The sequence below is a fragment of the Gordonia humi genome (assembly GCF_014197435.1).
GTDB classification, from domain to species: Bacteria; Actinomycetota; Actinomycetes; order Mycobacteriales; family Mycobacteriaceae; genus Gordonia; species Gordonia humi.
In genome coordinates, this window is the sequence record NZ_JACIFP010000001.1 from 2,561,489 (window position 1) to 2,577,639 (window position 16,151).

Genomic DNA, 16,151 nt, shown 5'->3' on the forward strand with positions numbered 1-16,151 from the left:
AGTATGGGGAACGCTGTGAGTGCTGCGTCGTCGATCGGGGCTCCGGCCGCCGAACTCGTGCTGGCCGAAGGCTCGGCGGTGCGGATTCGCGTACCCGCGTCGAGTGCCAACCTCGGACCGGGGTTCGACTGCCTCGGACTGGCGCTCGGCATGTACGACGAGATCGCCGTGACCGTGACCGACGGCGGCGTCGTCGTCGTGTCGGCGGAAGGTCAGGCCGCGGGCGACGTCCCGACCGACGAGCGACACCTGGTGGCGCGCGCGGTGATCCGCGGGCTGGAGTACGCCGGGGTCGCCGCACCCGGGCTGTCGCTGCACTGCGTCAACACGATCCCGCACTCGCGGGGTCTGGGATCCTCGGCCGCGGCCGTCGTCGGCGGCCTCGCCGCCGCTTCGGCGCTGCTGGCTCGGGACGGTCGACGCGCCGCACTCACCGAGACCGAACTGGTTCAGCTCTCCAGCGAGTTCGAGGGGCACCCCGACAACGCGGCGGCCTCGGTCCTCGGATCGGGCGTCGTCACCTGGATGAACGACGGTCCCGAGTTCTTCGCGCGTCGACTCACGGTGCATCCGGCCGTCCGGGCCACCTCGTTCGTCCCGCAGACCCGATCGTCGACCGCCGTGACACGCGGACTGCTGCCCGACGCGGTGCCCCGCACCGACGCCGTGTTCAACCTGTCGCGCGCCGCGCTCGGCGTCGTCGCTCTCACCAGCGACCCGTCCTGCCTGGTCGACGCCACCGACGACAAGCTGCACCAGCGGTACCGTGCCGAGGCGATGCCTGCGACCAGCGGGTTGATGCAGGCGTTGCGGAGTCGCGGACACGCCGCGACCGTCTCCGGTGCGGGACCGTCGGTCCTGGTCCTGGGAACGGTCGAACTGGGCGACGACGAGGCGCGCCTGGCCGCCGAACACGGCTTCGAGATGATCTCGTTGGAGATCGCCGACGGCGTCGAGGTGATCGGCTAGCCGGGGGAGTCCCACACTCTCCCGGCTACTCGGTGGTACGCTGTAGAAGCTCCGCCGTGAAGGCCACGATCCAAGTGCCCTCATTCTTCCGGCCGCCAAGGATTTCTCTCCGACATCGGTCGACATGCGGCGAAGCGATGAGATGACATGCTCCCCGCTCAATCCACGAGCGGACGCCCCGACCTCGTAGGTGTCGGGGAACGAAAGGAATTCCGTGACCGAAACGGACCTGCAGACTCCTAAGCGTGCTCGGACCGGGTTGTCGGCGATGCTGCTGCCCGAACTCCGTTCGCTCGCCGGTGAGCTGGGTATCAAGGGAACGTCGGGCATGCGTAAGGGCGATCTGATCGATGTGATCAGGGCTCACCAGCAGGGTGGGGGACCCAAGAGCGCGCCGACGAAGGCAGCGAAAGCGCCGTCCGCGAAGGCTGCCGAGAGCAGGACTCGCGGTGCCGACGCCTCGGCCCAGCAGACCACGACCCCGGAGGCGAAGACCCCAGACGTCAAGGCTGCCGAGACCACGGCCGCTGAGGCCGCCGCCGAGCCCAAGCGCGAACCGCGCAAGGCTCGATCGAAGGCCGACACGCCGAAGGCGGAGGCCTCGAAGGCGGACGCGCCGCGCCAGGAGTCGCTCAAGGTCGAGACCGCCGCCCCACCGGCTTCGGCCGACGCGCCGCAGCAGACCGGCGACACCACGGGCGACCAGCCGCAACGCGGCAACCGGAACCGCAACCGCAACCGCAACGATCGCGAGAACCGCCAGTCCGACAACTCCTCGAACGGTGAGAAGAACACCGACGAGCAGAAGTCCCAGGGCGAGCGGAACCAGCGCTCGGGCGGCCAGCAGAACCAGGGCAACTCGAACCAGGGCAATTCGAACCAGGGCAACTCCAACCAGGGCGGGGGCCAGAACGGCAACCAGAACCAGGGCGGACGGCCGAACAACCAGAACAACAACAACGATGACGACGAGGACGGCAACGGCCGTCGTCGCGGGCGTCGGTTCCGCGAGCGTCGTCGTGGACGCGACCGCGGCGAAGGCGGCGGTGGCGGCGGTGAGCCGCAGCTCAACGAGGGCGACACCATCGTTCCCGTCGCGGGCATCCTCGACGTGCTCGACAACTACGCGTTCGTCCGCACGTCCGGCTACCTGGCCGGCTCGAACGACGTCTACGTCTCGATGAACCTGGTCCGCCGTAACGGGCTGCGCCGCGGCGACGCGATCACCGGTGCCGTGAAGGTGCCGCGCGAGGGCGAGAACCAGGGCAATCAGCGACAGAAGTTCAACCCGCTGGTCCGTCTGGACACGGTGAACGGCAGCGACGTCGAATCGGCGCGTAAACGTCCGGACTTCAACAAGCTGACACCGCTCTACCCGAACCAACGTCTGCGCCTGGAGACCACCCCGGACCGACTGTCGACGCGCGTGATCGATCTGATCATGCCGATCGGCAAGGGACAGCGCGCCCTGATCGTGTCGCCGCCCAAGGCCGGTAAGACGACGATCCTGCAGGACATCGCCAACGCGATCTCCACCAACAACCCGGAATGCCACCTCATGGTGGTGCTCGTCGACGAGCGGCCGGAAGAAGTCACCGATATGCAGCGATCGGTGAAGGGCGAGGTCATCGCCTCGACCTTCGACCGTCCGCCGTCGGACCACACCAGTGTCGCCGAACTCGCCATCGAGCGCGCCAAGCGGCTCGTAGAAGGCGGCCAGGACGTCATCGTGCTGCTCGACTCGATCACCCGCCTCGGCCGCGCGTACAACAACGCGTCGCCCGCGTCCGGCCGCATCCTGTCCGGCGGTGTCGACTCGCAGGCCCTGTACCCGCCGAAGCGCTTCCTCGGCGCGGCCCGCAACATCGAGAACGGCGGATCGCTCACCATCATCGCCTCGGCGCTGGTGGAGACCGGATCCACCGGTGACACGGTGATCTTCGAAGAGTTCAAGGGCACCGGCAACGCCGAGCTCAAACTCGACCGTAAGATCTCCGAACGCCGCGTGTTCCCGGCCGTCGACGTCAACCTGTCGAGCACCCGCAAGGACGAGTTGCTGCTCGCTCCAGACGAATTCGCAATCGTGCACAAGCTGCGTCGTCTGCTCTCGGGCCTCGACTCGCAGGCGGCCATCGACCTGCTCGTCGGTCAGCTCAAGAAGACCAAGAGCAACGTCGAGTTCCTGATGCAGGTCAGCAAGAACGCTCCGGGCGTCAACATCGACGACTGACGTCCCTCTCCCGCTGATCGCGCGGGTCTCCTGCTGATTCGAGCGGAGTCGAGATCTCCTTCGGGGTCTCGACTCCGCTCGATCTGCGTGCGGGCTCGACCTGCCTGCGGCTCGACCTGCGTGCGGTGTCGTCAGTACACGTCCCGCAGGTATCGGCCCTCCGCGCGAAGACGTTCGAGCTCGGCGCGGGCACCCGCGTCGTCGTCGGCGTCGCCGTACTCGACGATGATCGCGGCGAGAGCGTCCTCGACGTCGCCCGCCATACGCTCGGCGTCCCCGCACACATAGACGACGGCGCCGTCGCGCAGCCAGGTGTACAGCTCCTCGCCGTGGCCGTCCATCAAGTGGCTCACGTACTGCTTGTCCTCCTGCTCGCGCGAGAAGGCCACGTCGAGGCGATCGAGGCTGCCGTCGGCGTGCAGGCCGAGCAGTTCGTCGCGGTACAGGAAGTCGTGGTCGCGGCGACGAGCGCCGTGGAAGAGCCAGTTGCGTCCGGACCCCGCTGTGCCTGCGCGCTCGTGCACGAACGCCCGGAACGGGGCCACCCCGGTGCCCGGACCGATCATGATGATGTCGGTGTCTGGTTCGGGCAGGCGGAACGACTTGTTCGGGGTCAGATACACGCCGACGGTGTCACCGGGTTCGACGCGATCGGCGAGATACGCCGATGCGGCGCCGTGCCGATCCCGACCGTCGCCCCACTCCTGCGTCGCGAAGTGACGGACCGTCGCCGGAGTGAGGTGCAGGGTGCCCTCGTGGACGGTCGGGGACGAGGAGATCGAATAGGTGCGCGCGGTGAGCGGCTTCAACTCGCCGAGGAACGCCTCCGGAGTCGGATTCCACGCGGTGTCGAGGTTCAACAGGTCCAGGACGTCGCGTCCGCGGGCCCACGCGTCCAGGGCGGCGCGGTCGCCTGCGAGGAGTTCGGCGAGGTCGGTGTTGCCGCGGGCGTTCGCGAGATGATCGAGCAGGTACGGCGACACCGAGGTGATCTCGAAACCGTGCGTCAGCGCCTGTGCGAGCGTACGGTCGCCCTTCCGATCGGAGACGACCGTATCGGCGGGCACGCCCAGCCGATCGATGATCGCCGCGACCAGTGCGGGCTCGTTCGCGGGCGTGACATTCACCGCGTCGCCTGGCTGGTACTCCAGCCCCGAACCGGCGATGTCCAGAACGAGGTGCCGCACCTCCTTCGTGCTCTCCGGAGCGGTCAACAGCGTGTTCTCCACCACCGTCGCCGGATAGGGATTACGTCGTGACCAGCGGGGACGCTTCGCGGCGCGGGCAGGCTTGTCGGATGAGGTGCCATCGGTCATACCCACCAGATTAGGCCGCCCTATGATCGTGTGCCTCGTCGCCGTCCGACGGCGGGACCGTCGATTCGCACCCGCGGGCGCCTCTATGGAATAATCGTTCGGTCAGTCCGGTTCCGGTTCACACCGCGCACCACGCTCGGTGACCCGGCGACCACATTCGAAAGGGACGAAATGAAGCAGGGAATTCACCCCGATTACGAGGTGACCACCGTCAACTGCGGTTGCGGCAACGAGTTCACCACGCGCAGCACCGCCAAGGGCGGACACATCACCGTGGAAGTCTGCTCGCAGTGCCACCCGTTCTACACGGGCAAGCAGAAGATCCTCGACACCGGTGGTCGTGTGGCCCGCTTCGAGGCTCGGTACGGCAAGCGCTCCAAGTAGCTCTCCGACGACGCCCGACTCGAGATCGTTCCGATCTCGGTCGGGCGTCGTTCGTCTTTCCGCACAACACACCAGATGGGGAAGTGATCCACAGGTGAGCACACAGGGACCGTCCGCGATCGACGACATCCTCGCCGAACACGCTGGACTCGAGCAGCAGCTGTCCGATCCGTCACTGCACGACGATCCGGCCGAGGCCCGCCGCGTCGGCAAACGGTTCGCCGAACTGGCGCCGGTGATGGCCGCCTACACCAAGCTCACCGCCGTGCGCGACGACCTCGCCGCGGCCCGTGAACTGGCCGAGGTAGAAGCCGAGTTCGCCGACGAGATCCCCCCGCTGGAGGCCAGCGAAGCCGAACTCGACGCCCTCCTGACCGACCTGCTCGCGCCCCGCGACCCGCACGACGCCGACGACGTCGTCCTCGAGGTGAAGTCCGGTGCGGGAGGTGAGGAGTCGGCGCTGTTCGCCGCCGATCTGGTCCGCATGTACCTCAAGTACTGCGAGCGCCAAGGCTGGAAGACCACCGTGCTCGGCGTCACCGAATCCGATCTGGGCGGCTACAAGGACGCGACGCTGTCGATCAAGGCGCGCGAATCGTTGCGCGACGGCGTGTGGTCCAAGCTGAAGTTCGAGGGCGGTGTCCACCGTGTGCAACGGGTGCCCGTCACCGAGTCGCAGGGGCGCATTCACACGTCGGCCGCAGGCGTCCTGGTCTACCCCGAACCGGACGAGGTCGAGCAGGTCCAGATCGACGAGTCCGATCTGCGCGTGGACGTCTACCGAAGCTCCGGCAAGGGCGGACAGGGCGTCAACACCACCGACTCGGCGGTTCGTCTGACGCACCTGCCGACCGGCATCGTCGTGACCTGTCAGAACGAGCGGTCGCAGATTCAGAACAAGGCGCGCGCGATGCAGGTCCTCGCCGCGCGTCTGCAGGCCGCCGCCGAGGAGGAGGCCGCCGCGGAGGCCGCCGCCGGGCGTGCCGCACAGATCCGCACCGTCGATCGATCCGAGCGGATCCGCACGTACAACTGGCCGGAGAACCGCATCACCGACCACCGGATCGGGTACAAGGCGAACAATCTCGACGCGGTCCTGAACGGCGAGATGGACGCCCTCATCGGTGCTCTTGTCGATGCCGACAAGCAGGCGCGACTGCAGCAGTGACATCCGCCGACACCCTGCGCCGAACCGGTGCGCGGCGGCTCGCCGACGCGGGCGTCGACGCGGCCGCGCACGACGCGGCCGAGCTCCTCGCGCACGTGCTCGGCGTCGAACCCGGACGGCTCCTGCTGATCGACCACGTCGCGTCGACCGACGCCGACCGATACGACGAGGCGCTCGCCCGTCGCGCCGCGCGAGAACCGCTCCAACACATCACCGGGACCGCGTACTTCGCCGGCCGCGAGCTCGCTGTGGGCCCTGGCGTGTTCGTGCCGCGACCCGAGACCGAACTCATCGTGGAGTGGGCGATGCGGAACCGGCCCGATCGGCGACGCGTCGCCGACCTCTGTTCGGGCAGCGGGGCGCTCGCATTGGCACTGGCCGACCGACTGCCGGGCGCCGACGTGGTCGCGGTCGAGAAGTCGGAGGTCGCGCTGGAGTACCTTCGGCGCAATGCGGCCGACAGCGGCGTGCACGTGGTGCGCGGCGACGTCACCGATCCGAGTGTGATGTCCGTCGCGCTCGGCGACCGCGACCTGATCGTCTCGAATCCGCCGTATGTGCCCGCCGCGTCGCCGGTGTCGGCGGAGGTCCGCCACGACCCGGCCGACGCCGTGTTCTCCGGCGAGACCGGGATGGACGTGATCGATGCGATGGTCCCGATCGTCGCCGACGCGCTGATCCCGGGCGGACTCTTCGCCGTGGAACACGACGACGAGACCGCCGACGCGGTGGTCGCGACGCTGGTCACCGACGGGCGCTTCATCGACGTCACAGCCCATCAGGACCTGGCCGGGCGGCCGCGATTCGTGACCGCCCGCCGAACCGGCGAGCACGCCGGAACCGATACCGACAACGACCGTGCAAGGATGGAACCGTGAGTGTCGTCTTCGATTGCAGTGACCCCGCCGCGCGCTCCGCGGGACTGAACGCCGCCGTCGGCGCCGCACGGGGCGGTCGTCTCGTCGTGCTGCCGACCGACACCGTGTACGGCATCGGCTGCGACGCGTTCGACAGTGAGGCCGTCGCGGCGCTCCTGGAGGCCAAGGGACGGGGACGTGACATGCCCGTCCCCGTCGTCGTCGGATCGTGGAACACCATCGACGGCTTGGTCCGGTCGGTGTCCGCGCAGGCCCGCGAGTTGACCCGTGCCTTCTGGCCGGGCGGACTGAGCCTCGTCGTCGAGCAGGCACCGTCGCTGGCCTGGGACCTCGGAGACGTCGCGGGAACCGTGATGCTGCGGATGCCGCTGCACCCGGTGGCCATCGAGGTGCTGCGCGAAGTGGGGCCGATGGCACTCTCCAGCGCGAACATCTCCGGTCGGCCCCCGGCGACGACGGTCGTACAGGCGCAGGAGCAGCTCGGCGACTCGGTGTCGGTCTACCTCGACGGCGGACCGTCGGCCAAGGCCGTGCCCTCGACCATCGTCGACCTGTCCGGCGACGCCCCGCGGGTACTGCGCGAAGGCGCGATCACCACGGCGGAGATCGCCGAGGTCCTCGACCTGGATCCGGCCGACCTGGTGGAGCGTCCGTGACGAACTCCCTCGACGACGTCGACCCGGAGATCAGTGCGCTGATCGACCGGGAGGAACGTCGTCGCGAGGAGAGCCTGCAACTGCTCGCCGCCGAGACGATCGCCTCACCCGCGGTCCGCGAAGCGGTCGGGTCGAGTCTGTCGGACAAGTACGCCGAGGGCTACCCCGGTCGACGCTTCCACGGCGGAGCCGAGGTCGTCGACGAGGTGGAGCGTCTCGCTCTCGCTCGGGCGTACGACCTGTTCGGTGCCGACTACGCCAACGTGCAGCCGTTGTCGTGGGCGCTCTCGAACTTCGCCGTCTACGCCGCCTTCGCGCAGCCCGGCGATCAGGTCCTGTCGCTGAGCCTGCGGCACGGCGGACACCAGTCGCACGGATCGCGTGCCAACTGGTCGGGTCGGTGGTTCACCGTCGTCAACTACGAGGTACGACGCGACACCGAACGCGTCGACTACGACCGGATCCGTGACCTCGCTCTCATCCACCGGCCGCGCATCCTCGTCGCCGGAGGCACCGCGTACGCGCGCAGCTGGGACTTCGCCGCCATGCGCGCCATCGCCGACGAGGCGGACTGTGTCCTCTGGGTCGACGGCGCGCACCTGATGGGCCTGGCCGTCGCGGGAGTCCTCGAGTCGCCGGTGCCGTACGCCGACGTGGTCTCGGTGGCCACCAACAAGGTGATGCGCGGACCGCGCGGCGGGCTGCTCCTGGCCCGAGCCGAACACGCCGAAGCGCTCTCCCGCGCGGTGTACCCCTTTCTTCAGGGCGCACCCGCCATGCACTCGATCGCGGCGAAAGCCGTCGCGTTCGCCGAGTCGTCGACCGACGAGTACCGGCGATACGCCCGCGACGTCGCGGACACGGCGGCGGCGCTGGCCTCCGGTTTCGTCGACTGCGGACTGCACGTGGTCGGGGGAGGCACCGACACCCACATCGGCGTCGTCGACGTGAGCGCCCTCGGCGTCACCGGCCGCGAGGCGACCCGTCGGCTCACCGCGGCCGGGATCGTCGTCGACAAGGCCGTGACCCCGTTCGACGAGCAACCCGTCGCCGAGGGCTCGGCCATTCGGTTCGGCACCGCGGCGGTCACCGCGGGCGGGATCGTCCCGGCGGACGCACCGCGGATCGTCGACCTCATGGTCGAGGCGATGTCGACCGACGACGAGGGCCGCCACGCCGAGATCGCGTCGGTCGTCGCCCGGCTGGGGGCCGCGGAGTGATCTCGCTCGCCCTGGACGTCGGTGGTGGGGGAACGGGCGTCCCCCTGCGCGAGCTGGCGCTCGTCGGCCTCACCGCGGCCGGTGTCACCTACCTGATCACATCGCTGGTCCGCGTGTTCGCGGTCAAAGCGGGGGCCGTCGCCGTTCCGCGCGAACGTGACGTGCACGTGATCCCGACGCCCCGGCTCGGCGGCGTCGGCATGTTCATCGGCGTGGCGTGCGCGATCGGTCTCGCCGCACAGTTACCCGCCTTGAACAGGGGTTTCGCCTACACACACGATATGATCGCGGTGCTGACCGCGGGGCTGGTGATCGTGCTCGTCGGCATCATCGACGACCGATGGGGCCTCGATGCGCTGACCAAGTTCGTCGGTCAGCTCACCGCGGCGGGCGTGCTGGTCATCATGGGCGTGTCCTGGTATCTGCTGTACGTCCCGTTCGGCGACATCGGCACCGTCGTCCTCGATCCTCTCCAAGCCGGCCTGCTGACCGTCGCGATCACCGTCACGACCATCAACGCGATGAACTTCGTCGACGGTCTCGACGGTCTGGCCGCCGGGCTCGGACTGATCGCCGCCGCCGCGATCTGTCTGTTCTCCCTCGGACTCCTCTTCGACCAGGGCGGTGACGTCAGCTACTATCCGCCGGCGCTCATCACCGCGGCCCTGGCCGGTGCGTGCCTGGGGTTCCTGCCCCACAACTTCTCACCCGCCCGCATCTTCATGGGCGATTCGGGTGCCATGCTCATCGGTCTCATGCTCGCCGCCGCGTCGACCAGTGCGTCGGGACGTGTCGCGCGCAGCGCCTACGGGCCGGCCGACATGTTCACGCTGCTCTCGCCGCTGATCCTGGTGGCCGCCGTCATGTTCATCCCGATGCTCGACATGATCATGGCGGTCATCCGACGGACCCGGGCCGGTGTCGGGTTCTACACGCCGGACAAGATGCACCTGCACCACCGGCTGCTCGAGATCGGCCACACGCAGCGACGTGTCGCCCTGGTGATCTACCTGTGGGTCGGCCTGCTCGCCTTCGCCGTCGCCGCCTCGACCCTCGTCTCACCCGCCGTCGTGATGCCGATCTTCGGCGTCGGTGTGGTCATCGCCCTGATCGCCACTTTCGCCCCGCGCCTGCGCCGCCGGTACATCTCCCGCTAGCGCCCGTTCGCGAGGCCCGCGGCACGAAGGGGCTCCGCCCTCGGACAGAGTTCACTCGACCCGCGGCGAGGGACGGTTCGCTGAAAACGGGCTCGGCTCGCTAGCCTTGTCGCGTGTCTACGAACGATGAGAATCCGCCCGCAGAGGCTGCCGCGAGCAAACCGCAGTGGGAGGAGAGCCCGGCGGCTCCGCTGTGGAACGGACTGAAGTACGGATCGTGGGGTTTCGCGATCCTGCTCGTGGTCGGTCTCCTGGTGTGGTGGCCGTACAAGGGGCTTCCCGGACTCTGGGGAGCGCTCATCGGCGCGGGAATCGGCGGCAGCTTCATTCTCATCACCGTCATCACGATCCTGTTGACGTCCAAGGCCTCGCCCAGCGTGGTGATGGGCGCGTTGATGGGCTCGTATCTCGTCAAGGTGATCATCGTGATCGCGGTGACGGCGAGCATCAAGGACATGGACTTCTACAACAAGCCCGCTCTGGTGAGTGTGCTGTTGGGCGCGATAGTCCTGGTGCTCGGCGGCGAGCTGTGGGGTGTCATGAGCACTCGCACGACCTATGTCGATTCTGACAAGACAACCGACCAGTAGATGTGACGATCCTCACTCAGGCTGCCCTGACCAGCTACTACGGCCGATAGTAGGTCTGAACTCGTCGAATCCGCCGTGACCTGGATTCGCTGGTCGGCACTGAATCTTGCTACTCTGCTGCCTGCGGGCCGATTCAGGTGACGTGCGCCGATGAGTGTTGTCCCGAATCGCCAATTGACAGTAAGGCCCCCGCGGATCGCGAGATCGGCGGGTCCGAGAACGGGAGAGAAAGCTGAGCGCCATCCTCGCAGCTGGAGACGAATTCCACGCGCCGACATTGTGGGACTTCTACCCGAAGATGCTGTTCGGCGGACACCAGCCGAACCCGGAGTGGTGGGGCATGGATCGTCTCATGCTCATCCGCATCGTCGTGTCGGTCGTCGTCGCACTCGGCTTCCTCATCGCCATGCGCAGCCCGAAGCTGGTTCCGCGCGGCGCGCAGAACGTCGCCGAGAGCATGCTCGACTTCGTCCGCGTGCAGATCGCCGAGGAGATTCTCGGCAAGGAGAACGGTCGCAAGTTCCTGGCGATCATCGCCTCGATCTTCTTCGCGACGATCTTCCTGAACCTCACCTCGATCATCCCGTTCTTGAACATCTCCACCAATGCGCGCATCGGCATGCCGCTGGTGATGGCCGCGGTCGCCTACATCACCTACTGCTGGGTGGGCATCGCGAAGTACGGTTTCTTCGGTTTCATCAAGTCCTCGATCGTGCTGCCGGGCGTGCCGCTGCCGGTTCACTTCCTGCTGGTCCCGATCGAGTTCGTCTCGACCTTCATCCTCCGGCCGTTCACGCTCACGGTCCGACTTCTGGCCAACATGCTCGCCGGCCACATCATGCTGGTGCTGTTCTTCTCGGCCACGCAGTTCTTCATCGTGACCAAGAGCGGCCTGTGGAGCATCGCGGGCGTCGGCGGCATCATCGCCGGTATCGGCTTCACGTTCTTCGAGCTGCTGGTCATCGGTCTGCAGGCGTACATCTTCGCGCTGCTGACCGCCGTCTACATCGACCAGTCGTACCACGCGGATTCCCACTGACCCTGCGGGAAGCGCACGACCAACTGAATCTTCGGTCCGGGGACGTATCCGGAACGACACGAACTGACTCACTCGCTCGACCGGGCGGGGAGCCATTAAGAAAGGGAATCGCAAGATGAGCATCATCGCCCAGACTCTCGCCGCAGACTCCGAGATCACCGGTAAGGGATTCGGCGCGATCGGCTACGGCCTCGCAGCCATCGGCCCCGGTATCGGTGTCGGCATCGTGGCCGGTAAGGCCATCGAGGGCATCGCCCGTCAGCCCGAGCTCGCCGGTCAGATCCGCACCACCATGTTCCTGGGTATCGCACTGTCCGAGGCACTGGCGCTGATCGGCATCGTCGCCGGCTTCATCTTCTGATCTAGGGACGACACCACATGATCAACGAACAACTGATGATTCTGGCGGAAGCAACGCCAGAGGAGGGCGGCGAACACCAGCCGCCGAACCCGCTGCTGCCGCAGTGGTACGACATCACCTGGTCGCTGGTCGCCTTCGCCGTCGTTCTGTTCGTCTTCTGGAAGTTCGTCATCCCGAAGTACAAGCAGGTGCTCAATGAGCGTCGCGAGACCATCGAGGGTGGCATCGAGCGCGCCGAGGCCGCACAGGCCGAGGCCGCAGCGTCCCTGAAGGCCTACCGGGAGCAGCTCGCAGGCGCCCGCGAAGAGGCAGCCGGAATCCGCGAGGAGGCCCGTACGCAGGGCACCCAGATCATCGCGGACATGAAGACTCAGGCCACTGCCGAGAGCGACCGGATCATCGCCAACGGAAACGCACAGCTCGACGCCCAGCGTCAGCAGGTCGTCTCCGAACTGCGCGGCGACCTCGGCAAGATGTCCGTCGACCTGGCCGAGAAGCTGGTCGGTGCACAGCTGTCGGACGACGTCAAGCAGGCCGGAACCGTCGACCGGTTCCTCGCCGAGCTCGACGCCGAGACCGCCAAGTAATCCAGGGCAGCAGGAGGAGACGGTGTGGACGGCGAGCGGGCAGTACCACTGCCCCTCGCGCCCACTTGCCTGACGACTCCGCCAGAAGAAGGAATGCACAAAGATGTACGCAGCGTCTAGCCGCGAAGCCCTCGAGGGGGCTCGCATCGAGCTGGAGACCGCCCTGCGCGGTACGGCCGCGCCGAGCACGGATGCGGTGACCGTCGGCGATGAACTGCTCTCGGTTGCAGCCACCGTGAATGACAACCGCCCGCTGCGCATCGCGCTGGCCGATACGGCCACCGCTGCGGACTCGCGTGCGAAGGTCGCTCAGGACGTCCTGGCAGGCAAGGTCACCGACACCACCCGCGACGTCGTCGCCTCGGCCGCCGCACGCGACTGGTCGAGCGAAGCCGATCTGGTCAGCGGCCTGCAGTCCCTCGGTTGCGAGGCACTGCTGCTGTCGGCCAAGGAATCCGGCAGTCTCGACGCGGTCGAGGAGGAGCTCTTCCGCCTCGGTCGCATCGTCAAGGGCGACGGGGCCCTCGAACAGGCCCTCTCCGACCGCACACGCAGCGCCGCCGATCGCCTCGGCCTGCTGCACAAGCTGATCGACGGCAAGGTCTCGGATGTCACGAGCAAGCTCGCCGAGTTCGCGGTCAGCCGTACCGACCAGGCTCCGGGCGATTCGATCGACGAGCTGTCACAGCTCGCCGCAGCCTCCAACGGACGCAAGGTCGCCTACGTGACCAGCGCCGGTGAGCTCTCGGCCGATCAGCGCACCGCGCTGTCGGCGAAGCTGGCCGCCATCTTCGACGCGCCGGTCACCCTGCACGTCGACATCGATCCGGCGCTCCTCGGCGGCGTCGTCGTCCGTGTGGGCGACGAGCGCATCGACGGCAGTACTGCCGGCAGGATCGCAACGCTGCGACGCGGCTTGCGGTGACCAAGTAACACCTAGATTCCCAGACCACTTTTTTACACAGCCAGGAGAGCAGGAACATGGCGGAGTTGACCATCTCCTCCGAAGAAATTCGGAGCGCGATCGCAAGTTACACCCAGGAAGTGGACAGCCAGGCCACCCGCGAAGAGGTCGGCACCGTTGCCGACACCGGTGACGGCATCGCCCACGTGGCGGGACTTCCCGGCGCGATGGCCAACGAGCTCCTCGAATTCGAGGGCGGCATCCGCGGCGTCGCACTGAACCTCGACCTGGACGAGGTCGGTGCCGTCATCCTCGGCGACTCGGAGAACATCGAAGAGGGCCAGGAAGTCAAGCGCACCGGCAACGTCCTGTCGGTGCCGGTCGGCGACAAGTTCCTCGGCCGCGTCATCGATCCGCTGGGCGCCCCGATCGACGGCCTCGGAGCCATCGAGTCCGAGGGCGACCGCGTCCTCGAGCTGCAGGCGGCCACCGTCCTCGAGCGTCAGCCCGTCGAGGAGTCGCTCGCCACCGGCATCAAGGCGATCGACGCCATGACCGCCATCGGTCGCGGACAGCGACAGCTGGTCATCGGCGACCGCAAGACCGGTAAGACCGCGGTCTGCATCGACGCCATCCTGAACCAGAAGGACAACTGGGCGACCGGTGACCCGGAGAAGCAGGTCCGCTGCATCTACGTCGCCGTCGGCCAGAAGGGTTCGACCATCGCCGGCGTCAAGACCGCGCTCGAAGAGGCAGGCGCGATGGAGTACACCACCATCGTCGCGGCCCCGGCATCGGACTCCGCCGGTTTCAAGTGGCTGGCACCGTACACCGGCTCGGCCCTCGGCCAGCACTGGATGTACCAGGGCAAGCACGTCCTCATCGTGTTCGACGACCTGTCGAAGCAGGCCGAGGCCTACCGCGCCATCTCGCTGCTGCTGCGCCGCCCGCCGGGTCGTGAGGCCTACCCGGGTGACGTCTTCTACCTGCACTCGCGTCTGCTCGAGCGTTGCGCCAAGCTGTCCGACGCGCTCGGCGGCGGTTCGATGACCGGTCTGCCGATCATCGAGACCAAGGCCAACGACGTCTCGGCGTTCATCCCGACCAACGTCATCTCGATCACCGACGGCCAGGTGTTCCTGGAGTCGGACCTCTTCAACAAGGGCGTTCGCCCGGCGATCAACGTCGGTATCTCCGTCTCGCGTGTCGGTGGCGCCGCCCAGACCAAGGGTCTGAAGGACGTCTCGGGTTCGCTGCGTCTCGAGCTCGCACAGTTCCGCGAGCTGGAGGCCTTCTCGGCCTTCGCCTCGGACCTGGACGCCGCATCGAAGGCACAGCTCGAGCGCGGTGCCCGCTGGGTCGAACTGCTCAAGCAGGACCAGTACAGCCCGGTGTCGGTGGAAGACCAGATCGTCTCGCTGTACCTCTGCGGCGAGGGCTTCATGGACTCGGTTCCGGTCGCCGACATCCGTCGTTTCGAGTCCGAGCTGCTCGGCGACCTGCACCACACGGCTTCGGGCGTGTACAGCAACATCGCGGGCGGCAAGAAGCTGTCGTCTGAGGACAAGGACGCGCTCGCCACGGCGACGGACAACTTCAAGGCCGGCTTCATCGCCGCCGACGGCTCGCGGGTCGTCGAGGTCGACGCCGACCCGCTGGCTGCCGAAGACGTCGAGTCCGAGACGATCCGAGTGACGAAGAAGACGAAGTAACATGGCCACAATTCGGGAGCTGCGCTCACGGATCCGGTCGATCCAGTCGACTAAGAAGATCACCAAGGCGCAAGAGCTGATCGCGACCTCGCGTATCACCAAGGCACAGGTACGCGTGGCCGCCGCACGGCCCTACTCCGAGGAGATCACGCGCGTCGTCACGACGCTGGCCAGCGCGAGCTCGTCGCTCGACAGCCCGTTGCTGACCGCTCGTGAGAACCCGAAGCGCGCCGCCGTCCTGGTCGTGACCAGCGACAGCGGACAGTGCGGCGGGTACAACTCGAACGTGCTCAAGGAGACCGAAGAGCTTCTGTCGCTGCTCCGCAGCGAGGGCAAGGAGCCGGTCGTGTACGTGATGGGCCGCAAGGGCATCGGGTACTACACCTTCCGCGACCGTCCGATCGCCGCGAGCTGGTCGGGCTTCTCGCAGCAGCCGGAGTTCGCCGACAGCGCGGCCGCCGTCCACCATCTGGTGAACGCGTTCCTCGCCGGTTCGGGCGAGCAAGTCGAGCTGCCGCAGGGCGGGCAGGTCGAAGGCTTCGACGAGTTGCACGTGGTCTACACGCGTTTCGTGTCGATGCTGACTCAGAAGCCGATCGTTCGCCGCATGGCGCCGATCGACATCGAGTTCGAGATGGAACAGCTCCAGATGGGCGACGACATGCTCGAAGACAACGGCAACGCGCACGTGACGCCCGAGGTCGAGTTCGAGCCGGAAGCCGATCAGTTGCTGGACGCGCTGCTGCCCAAGTACGTGGCCTCGCGCATCTTCGCGGCACTGCTCGACGCTTCGGCATCCGAGCACGCGTCGCGTCGCACGGCCATGAAGGCGGCCACCGACAACGCGACCGAGCTCGAGACGACCCTGTCTCGGCAGGCGAATGCCGCACGTCAGGCCCAGATCACCCAGGAAATCAGCGAAATCGTCGGCGGCGTCGAGGCGCTGGCGCACTGATCGCGACAAGACAACCGAGGAAAGT

16 protein-coding genes are annotated in these 16,151 nt (G+C 67.4%); 15 read left to right on the top strand and 1 reads right to left on the bottom strand.

Annotation, left to right across the window (positions count from 1 at the left end; all coding sequences use genetic code 11):
- The first annotated feature begins 3 nt into the window (after nt 1-3).
- Complete coding sequence (gene thrB, locus BKA16_RS11660) at nt 4-969, top strand: homoserine kinase (protein ID WP_183370816.1); 966 nt, start codon at nt 4-6, stop codon at nt 967-969.
- A 268-nt stretch (nt 970-1,237) separates the two neighbouring features.
- Nucleotides 1,238-3,199: a transcription termination factor Rho gene (rho, locus tag BKA16_RS11665; protein WP_221247282.1), complete on the top strand. Its 1,962-nt coding sequence runs from the start codon at nt 1,238-1,240 to the stop codon at nt 3,197-3,199.
- Between the two features lie 131 nt (nt 3,200-3,330).
- On the opposite strand, the gene BKA16_RS11670 is transcribed toward rho, so the two are convergent.
- Nucleotides 3,331-4,515: a diflavin oxidoreductase gene (locus BKA16_RS11670; RefSeq protein ID WP_183370818.1), complete on the bottom strand. Its 1,185-nt coding sequence runs from the start codon at nt 4,513-4,515 to the stop codon at nt 3,331-3,333.
- 171 nt (nt 4,516-4,686) lie between these two features.
- On the opposite strand from BKA16_RS11670, the gene rpmE reads away from it, so the two are divergent.
- The 13 genes from rpmE (at nt 4,687) to BKA16_RS11735 (ending at nt 16,126) form a co-directional block, all read left to right on the top strand.
- Complete coding sequence (gene rpmE, locus BKA16_RS11675; RefSeq protein WP_183370819.1) at nt 4,687-4,899, top strand: 50S ribosomal protein L31; 213 nt, start codon at nt 4,687-4,689, stop codon at nt 4,897-4,899.
- Between the two features lie 94 nt (nt 4,900-4,993).
- The gene (prfA, locus tag BKA16_RS11680) at nt 4,994-6,067 is read left to right on the top strand and encodes a peptide chain release factor 1 (protein ID WP_183370820.1); all 1,074 of its coding nucleotides are present in this window, start codon (nt 4,994-4,996) and stop codon (nt 6,065-6,067) included.
- Nucleotides 6,064-6,945 carry a peptide chain release factor N(5)-glutamine methyltransferase gene (gene prmC, locus BKA16_RS11685; RefSeq protein ID WP_183370821.1) on the top strand — a complete coding sequence of 294 codons (882 nt, stop codon included), beginning with the start codon at nt 6,064-6,066 and terminating at the stop codon, nt 6,943-6,945. Before prfA ends, prmC begins: the two co-directional genes overlap by 4 nt.
- On the top strand, nt 6,942-7,601 hold the full coding sequence (locus tag BKA16_RS11690) for an L-threonylcarbamoyladenylate synthase (RefSeq protein ID WP_183370822.1): 660 nt from the start codon (nt 6,942-6,944) through the stop codon (nt 7,599-7,601). The genes prmC and BKA16_RS11690 overlap by 4 nt, the downstream gene beginning before the upstream one ends.
- Nucleotides 7,598-8,821 (top strand): serine hydroxymethyltransferase, encoded by a 1,224-nt coding sequence (locus BKA16_RS11695; RefSeq protein WP_183370823.1) that lies wholly within the window; start codon nt 7,598-7,600, stop codon nt 8,819-8,821. The genes BKA16_RS11690 and BKA16_RS11695 overlap by 4 nt, the downstream gene beginning before the upstream one ends.
- A complete protein-coding gene (locus tag BKA16_RS11700) occupies nt 8,818-9,978 on the top strand; it encodes an MraY family glycosyltransferase (RefSeq protein WP_183370824.1) in 1,161 nt (386 codons plus the stop codon). The genes BKA16_RS11695 and BKA16_RS11700 overlap by 4 nt, the downstream gene beginning before the upstream one ends.
- A 113-nt stretch (nt 9,979-10,091) precedes the next feature.
- On the top strand, nt 10,092-10,568 hold the full coding sequence (locus BKA16_RS11705) for a Cg1360 family ATP-synthase-associated protein (protein WP_183370825.1): 477 nt from the start codon (nt 10,092-10,094) through the stop codon (nt 10,566-10,568).
- A gap of 298 nt (nt 10,569-10,866) precedes the next feature.
- The gene (gene atpB / locus BKA16_RS11710) at nt 10,867-11,607 is read left to right on the top strand and encodes a F0F1 ATP synthase subunit A (protein WP_246372276.1); all 741 of its coding nucleotides are present in this window, start codon (nt 10,867-10,869) and stop codon (nt 11,605-11,607) included.
- 115 nt (nt 11,608-11,722) lie between these two features.
- On the top strand, nt 11,723-11,968 hold the full coding sequence (locus tag BKA16_RS11715; RefSeq protein ID WP_183370826.1) for an ATP synthase F0 subunit C: 246 nt from the start codon (nt 11,723-11,725) through the stop codon (nt 11,966-11,968).
- A gap of 17 nt (nt 11,969-11,985) precedes the next feature.
- On the top strand, nt 11,986-12,555 hold the full coding sequence (locus BKA16_RS11720) for a F0F1 ATP synthase subunit B (RefSeq protein ID WP_382427209.1): 570 nt from the start codon (nt 11,986-11,988) through the stop codon (nt 12,553-12,555).
- A gap of 103 nt (nt 12,556-12,658) precedes the next feature.
- Complete coding sequence (locus tag BKA16_RS11725; RefSeq protein ID WP_183370827.1) at nt 12,659-13,480, top strand: F0F1 ATP synthase subunit delta; 822 nt, start codon at nt 12,659-12,661, stop codon at nt 13,478-13,480.
- A 56-nt stretch (nt 13,481-13,536) separates the two neighbouring features.
- The gene (gene atpA / locus BKA16_RS11730) at nt 13,537-15,171 is read left to right on the top strand and encodes a F0F1 ATP synthase subunit alpha (protein WP_183370828.1); all 1,635 of its coding nucleotides are present in this window, start codon (nt 13,537-13,539) and stop codon (nt 15,169-15,171) included.
- 1 nt (nt 15,172) lies between these two features.
- Nucleotides 15,173-16,126 carry a F0F1 ATP synthase subunit gamma gene (locus tag BKA16_RS11735; protein WP_183370829.1) on the top strand — a complete coding sequence of 318 codons (954 nt, stop codon included), beginning with the start codon at nt 15,173-15,175 and terminating at the stop codon, nt 16,124-16,126.
- The last annotated feature ends 25 nt before the right edge of the window (nt 16,127-16,151 follow it).

What these genes read in the sequence shown, in the direction of transcription:
- thrB (WP_183370816.1), top strand. Translation starts at nt 4, where the DNA reads ATGGGGAACGCTGTGAGTGCTGCGTCGTCGATCGGGGCTCCGGCCGCC.
- rho (WP_221247282.1), top strand. Translation starts at nt 1,238, where the DNA reads ATGCTGCTGCCCGAACTCCGTTCGCTCGCCGGTGAGCTGGGTATCAAG.
- BKA16_RS11670 (WP_183370818.1), bottom strand. Translation starts at nt 4,515, where the DNA reads ATGACCGATGGCACCTCATCCGACAAGCCTGCCCGCGCCGCGAAGCGT.
- rpmE (WP_183370819.1), top strand. Translation starts at nt 4,687, where the DNA reads ATGAAGCAGGGAATTCACCCCGATTACGAGGTGACCACCGTCAACTGC.
- atpB (WP_246372276.1), top strand. Translation starts at nt 10,867, where the DNA reads ATGCTGTTCGGCGGACACCAGCCGAACCCGGAGTGGTGGGGCATGGAT.
- BKA16_RS11715 (WP_183370826.1), top strand. Translation starts at nt 11,723, where the DNA reads ATGAGCATCATCGCCCAGACTCTCGCCGCAGACTCCGAGATCACCGGT.
- BKA16_RS11720 (WP_382427209.1), top strand. Translation starts at nt 11,986, where the DNA reads ATGATCAACGAACAACTGATGATTCTGGCGGAAGCAACGCCAGAGGAG.
- BKA16_RS11725 (WP_183370827.1), top strand. Translation starts at nt 12,659, where the DNA reads ATGTACGCAGCGTCTAGCCGCGAAGCCCTCGAGGGGGCTCGCATCGAG.
- atpA (WP_183370828.1), top strand. Translation starts at nt 13,537, where the DNA reads ATGGCGGAGTTGACCATCTCCTCCGAAGAAATTCGGAGCGCGATCGCA.
- BKA16_RS11735 (WP_183370829.1), top strand. Translation starts at nt 15,173, where the DNA reads ATGGCCACAATTCGGGAGCTGCGCTCACGGATCCGGTCGATCCAGTCG.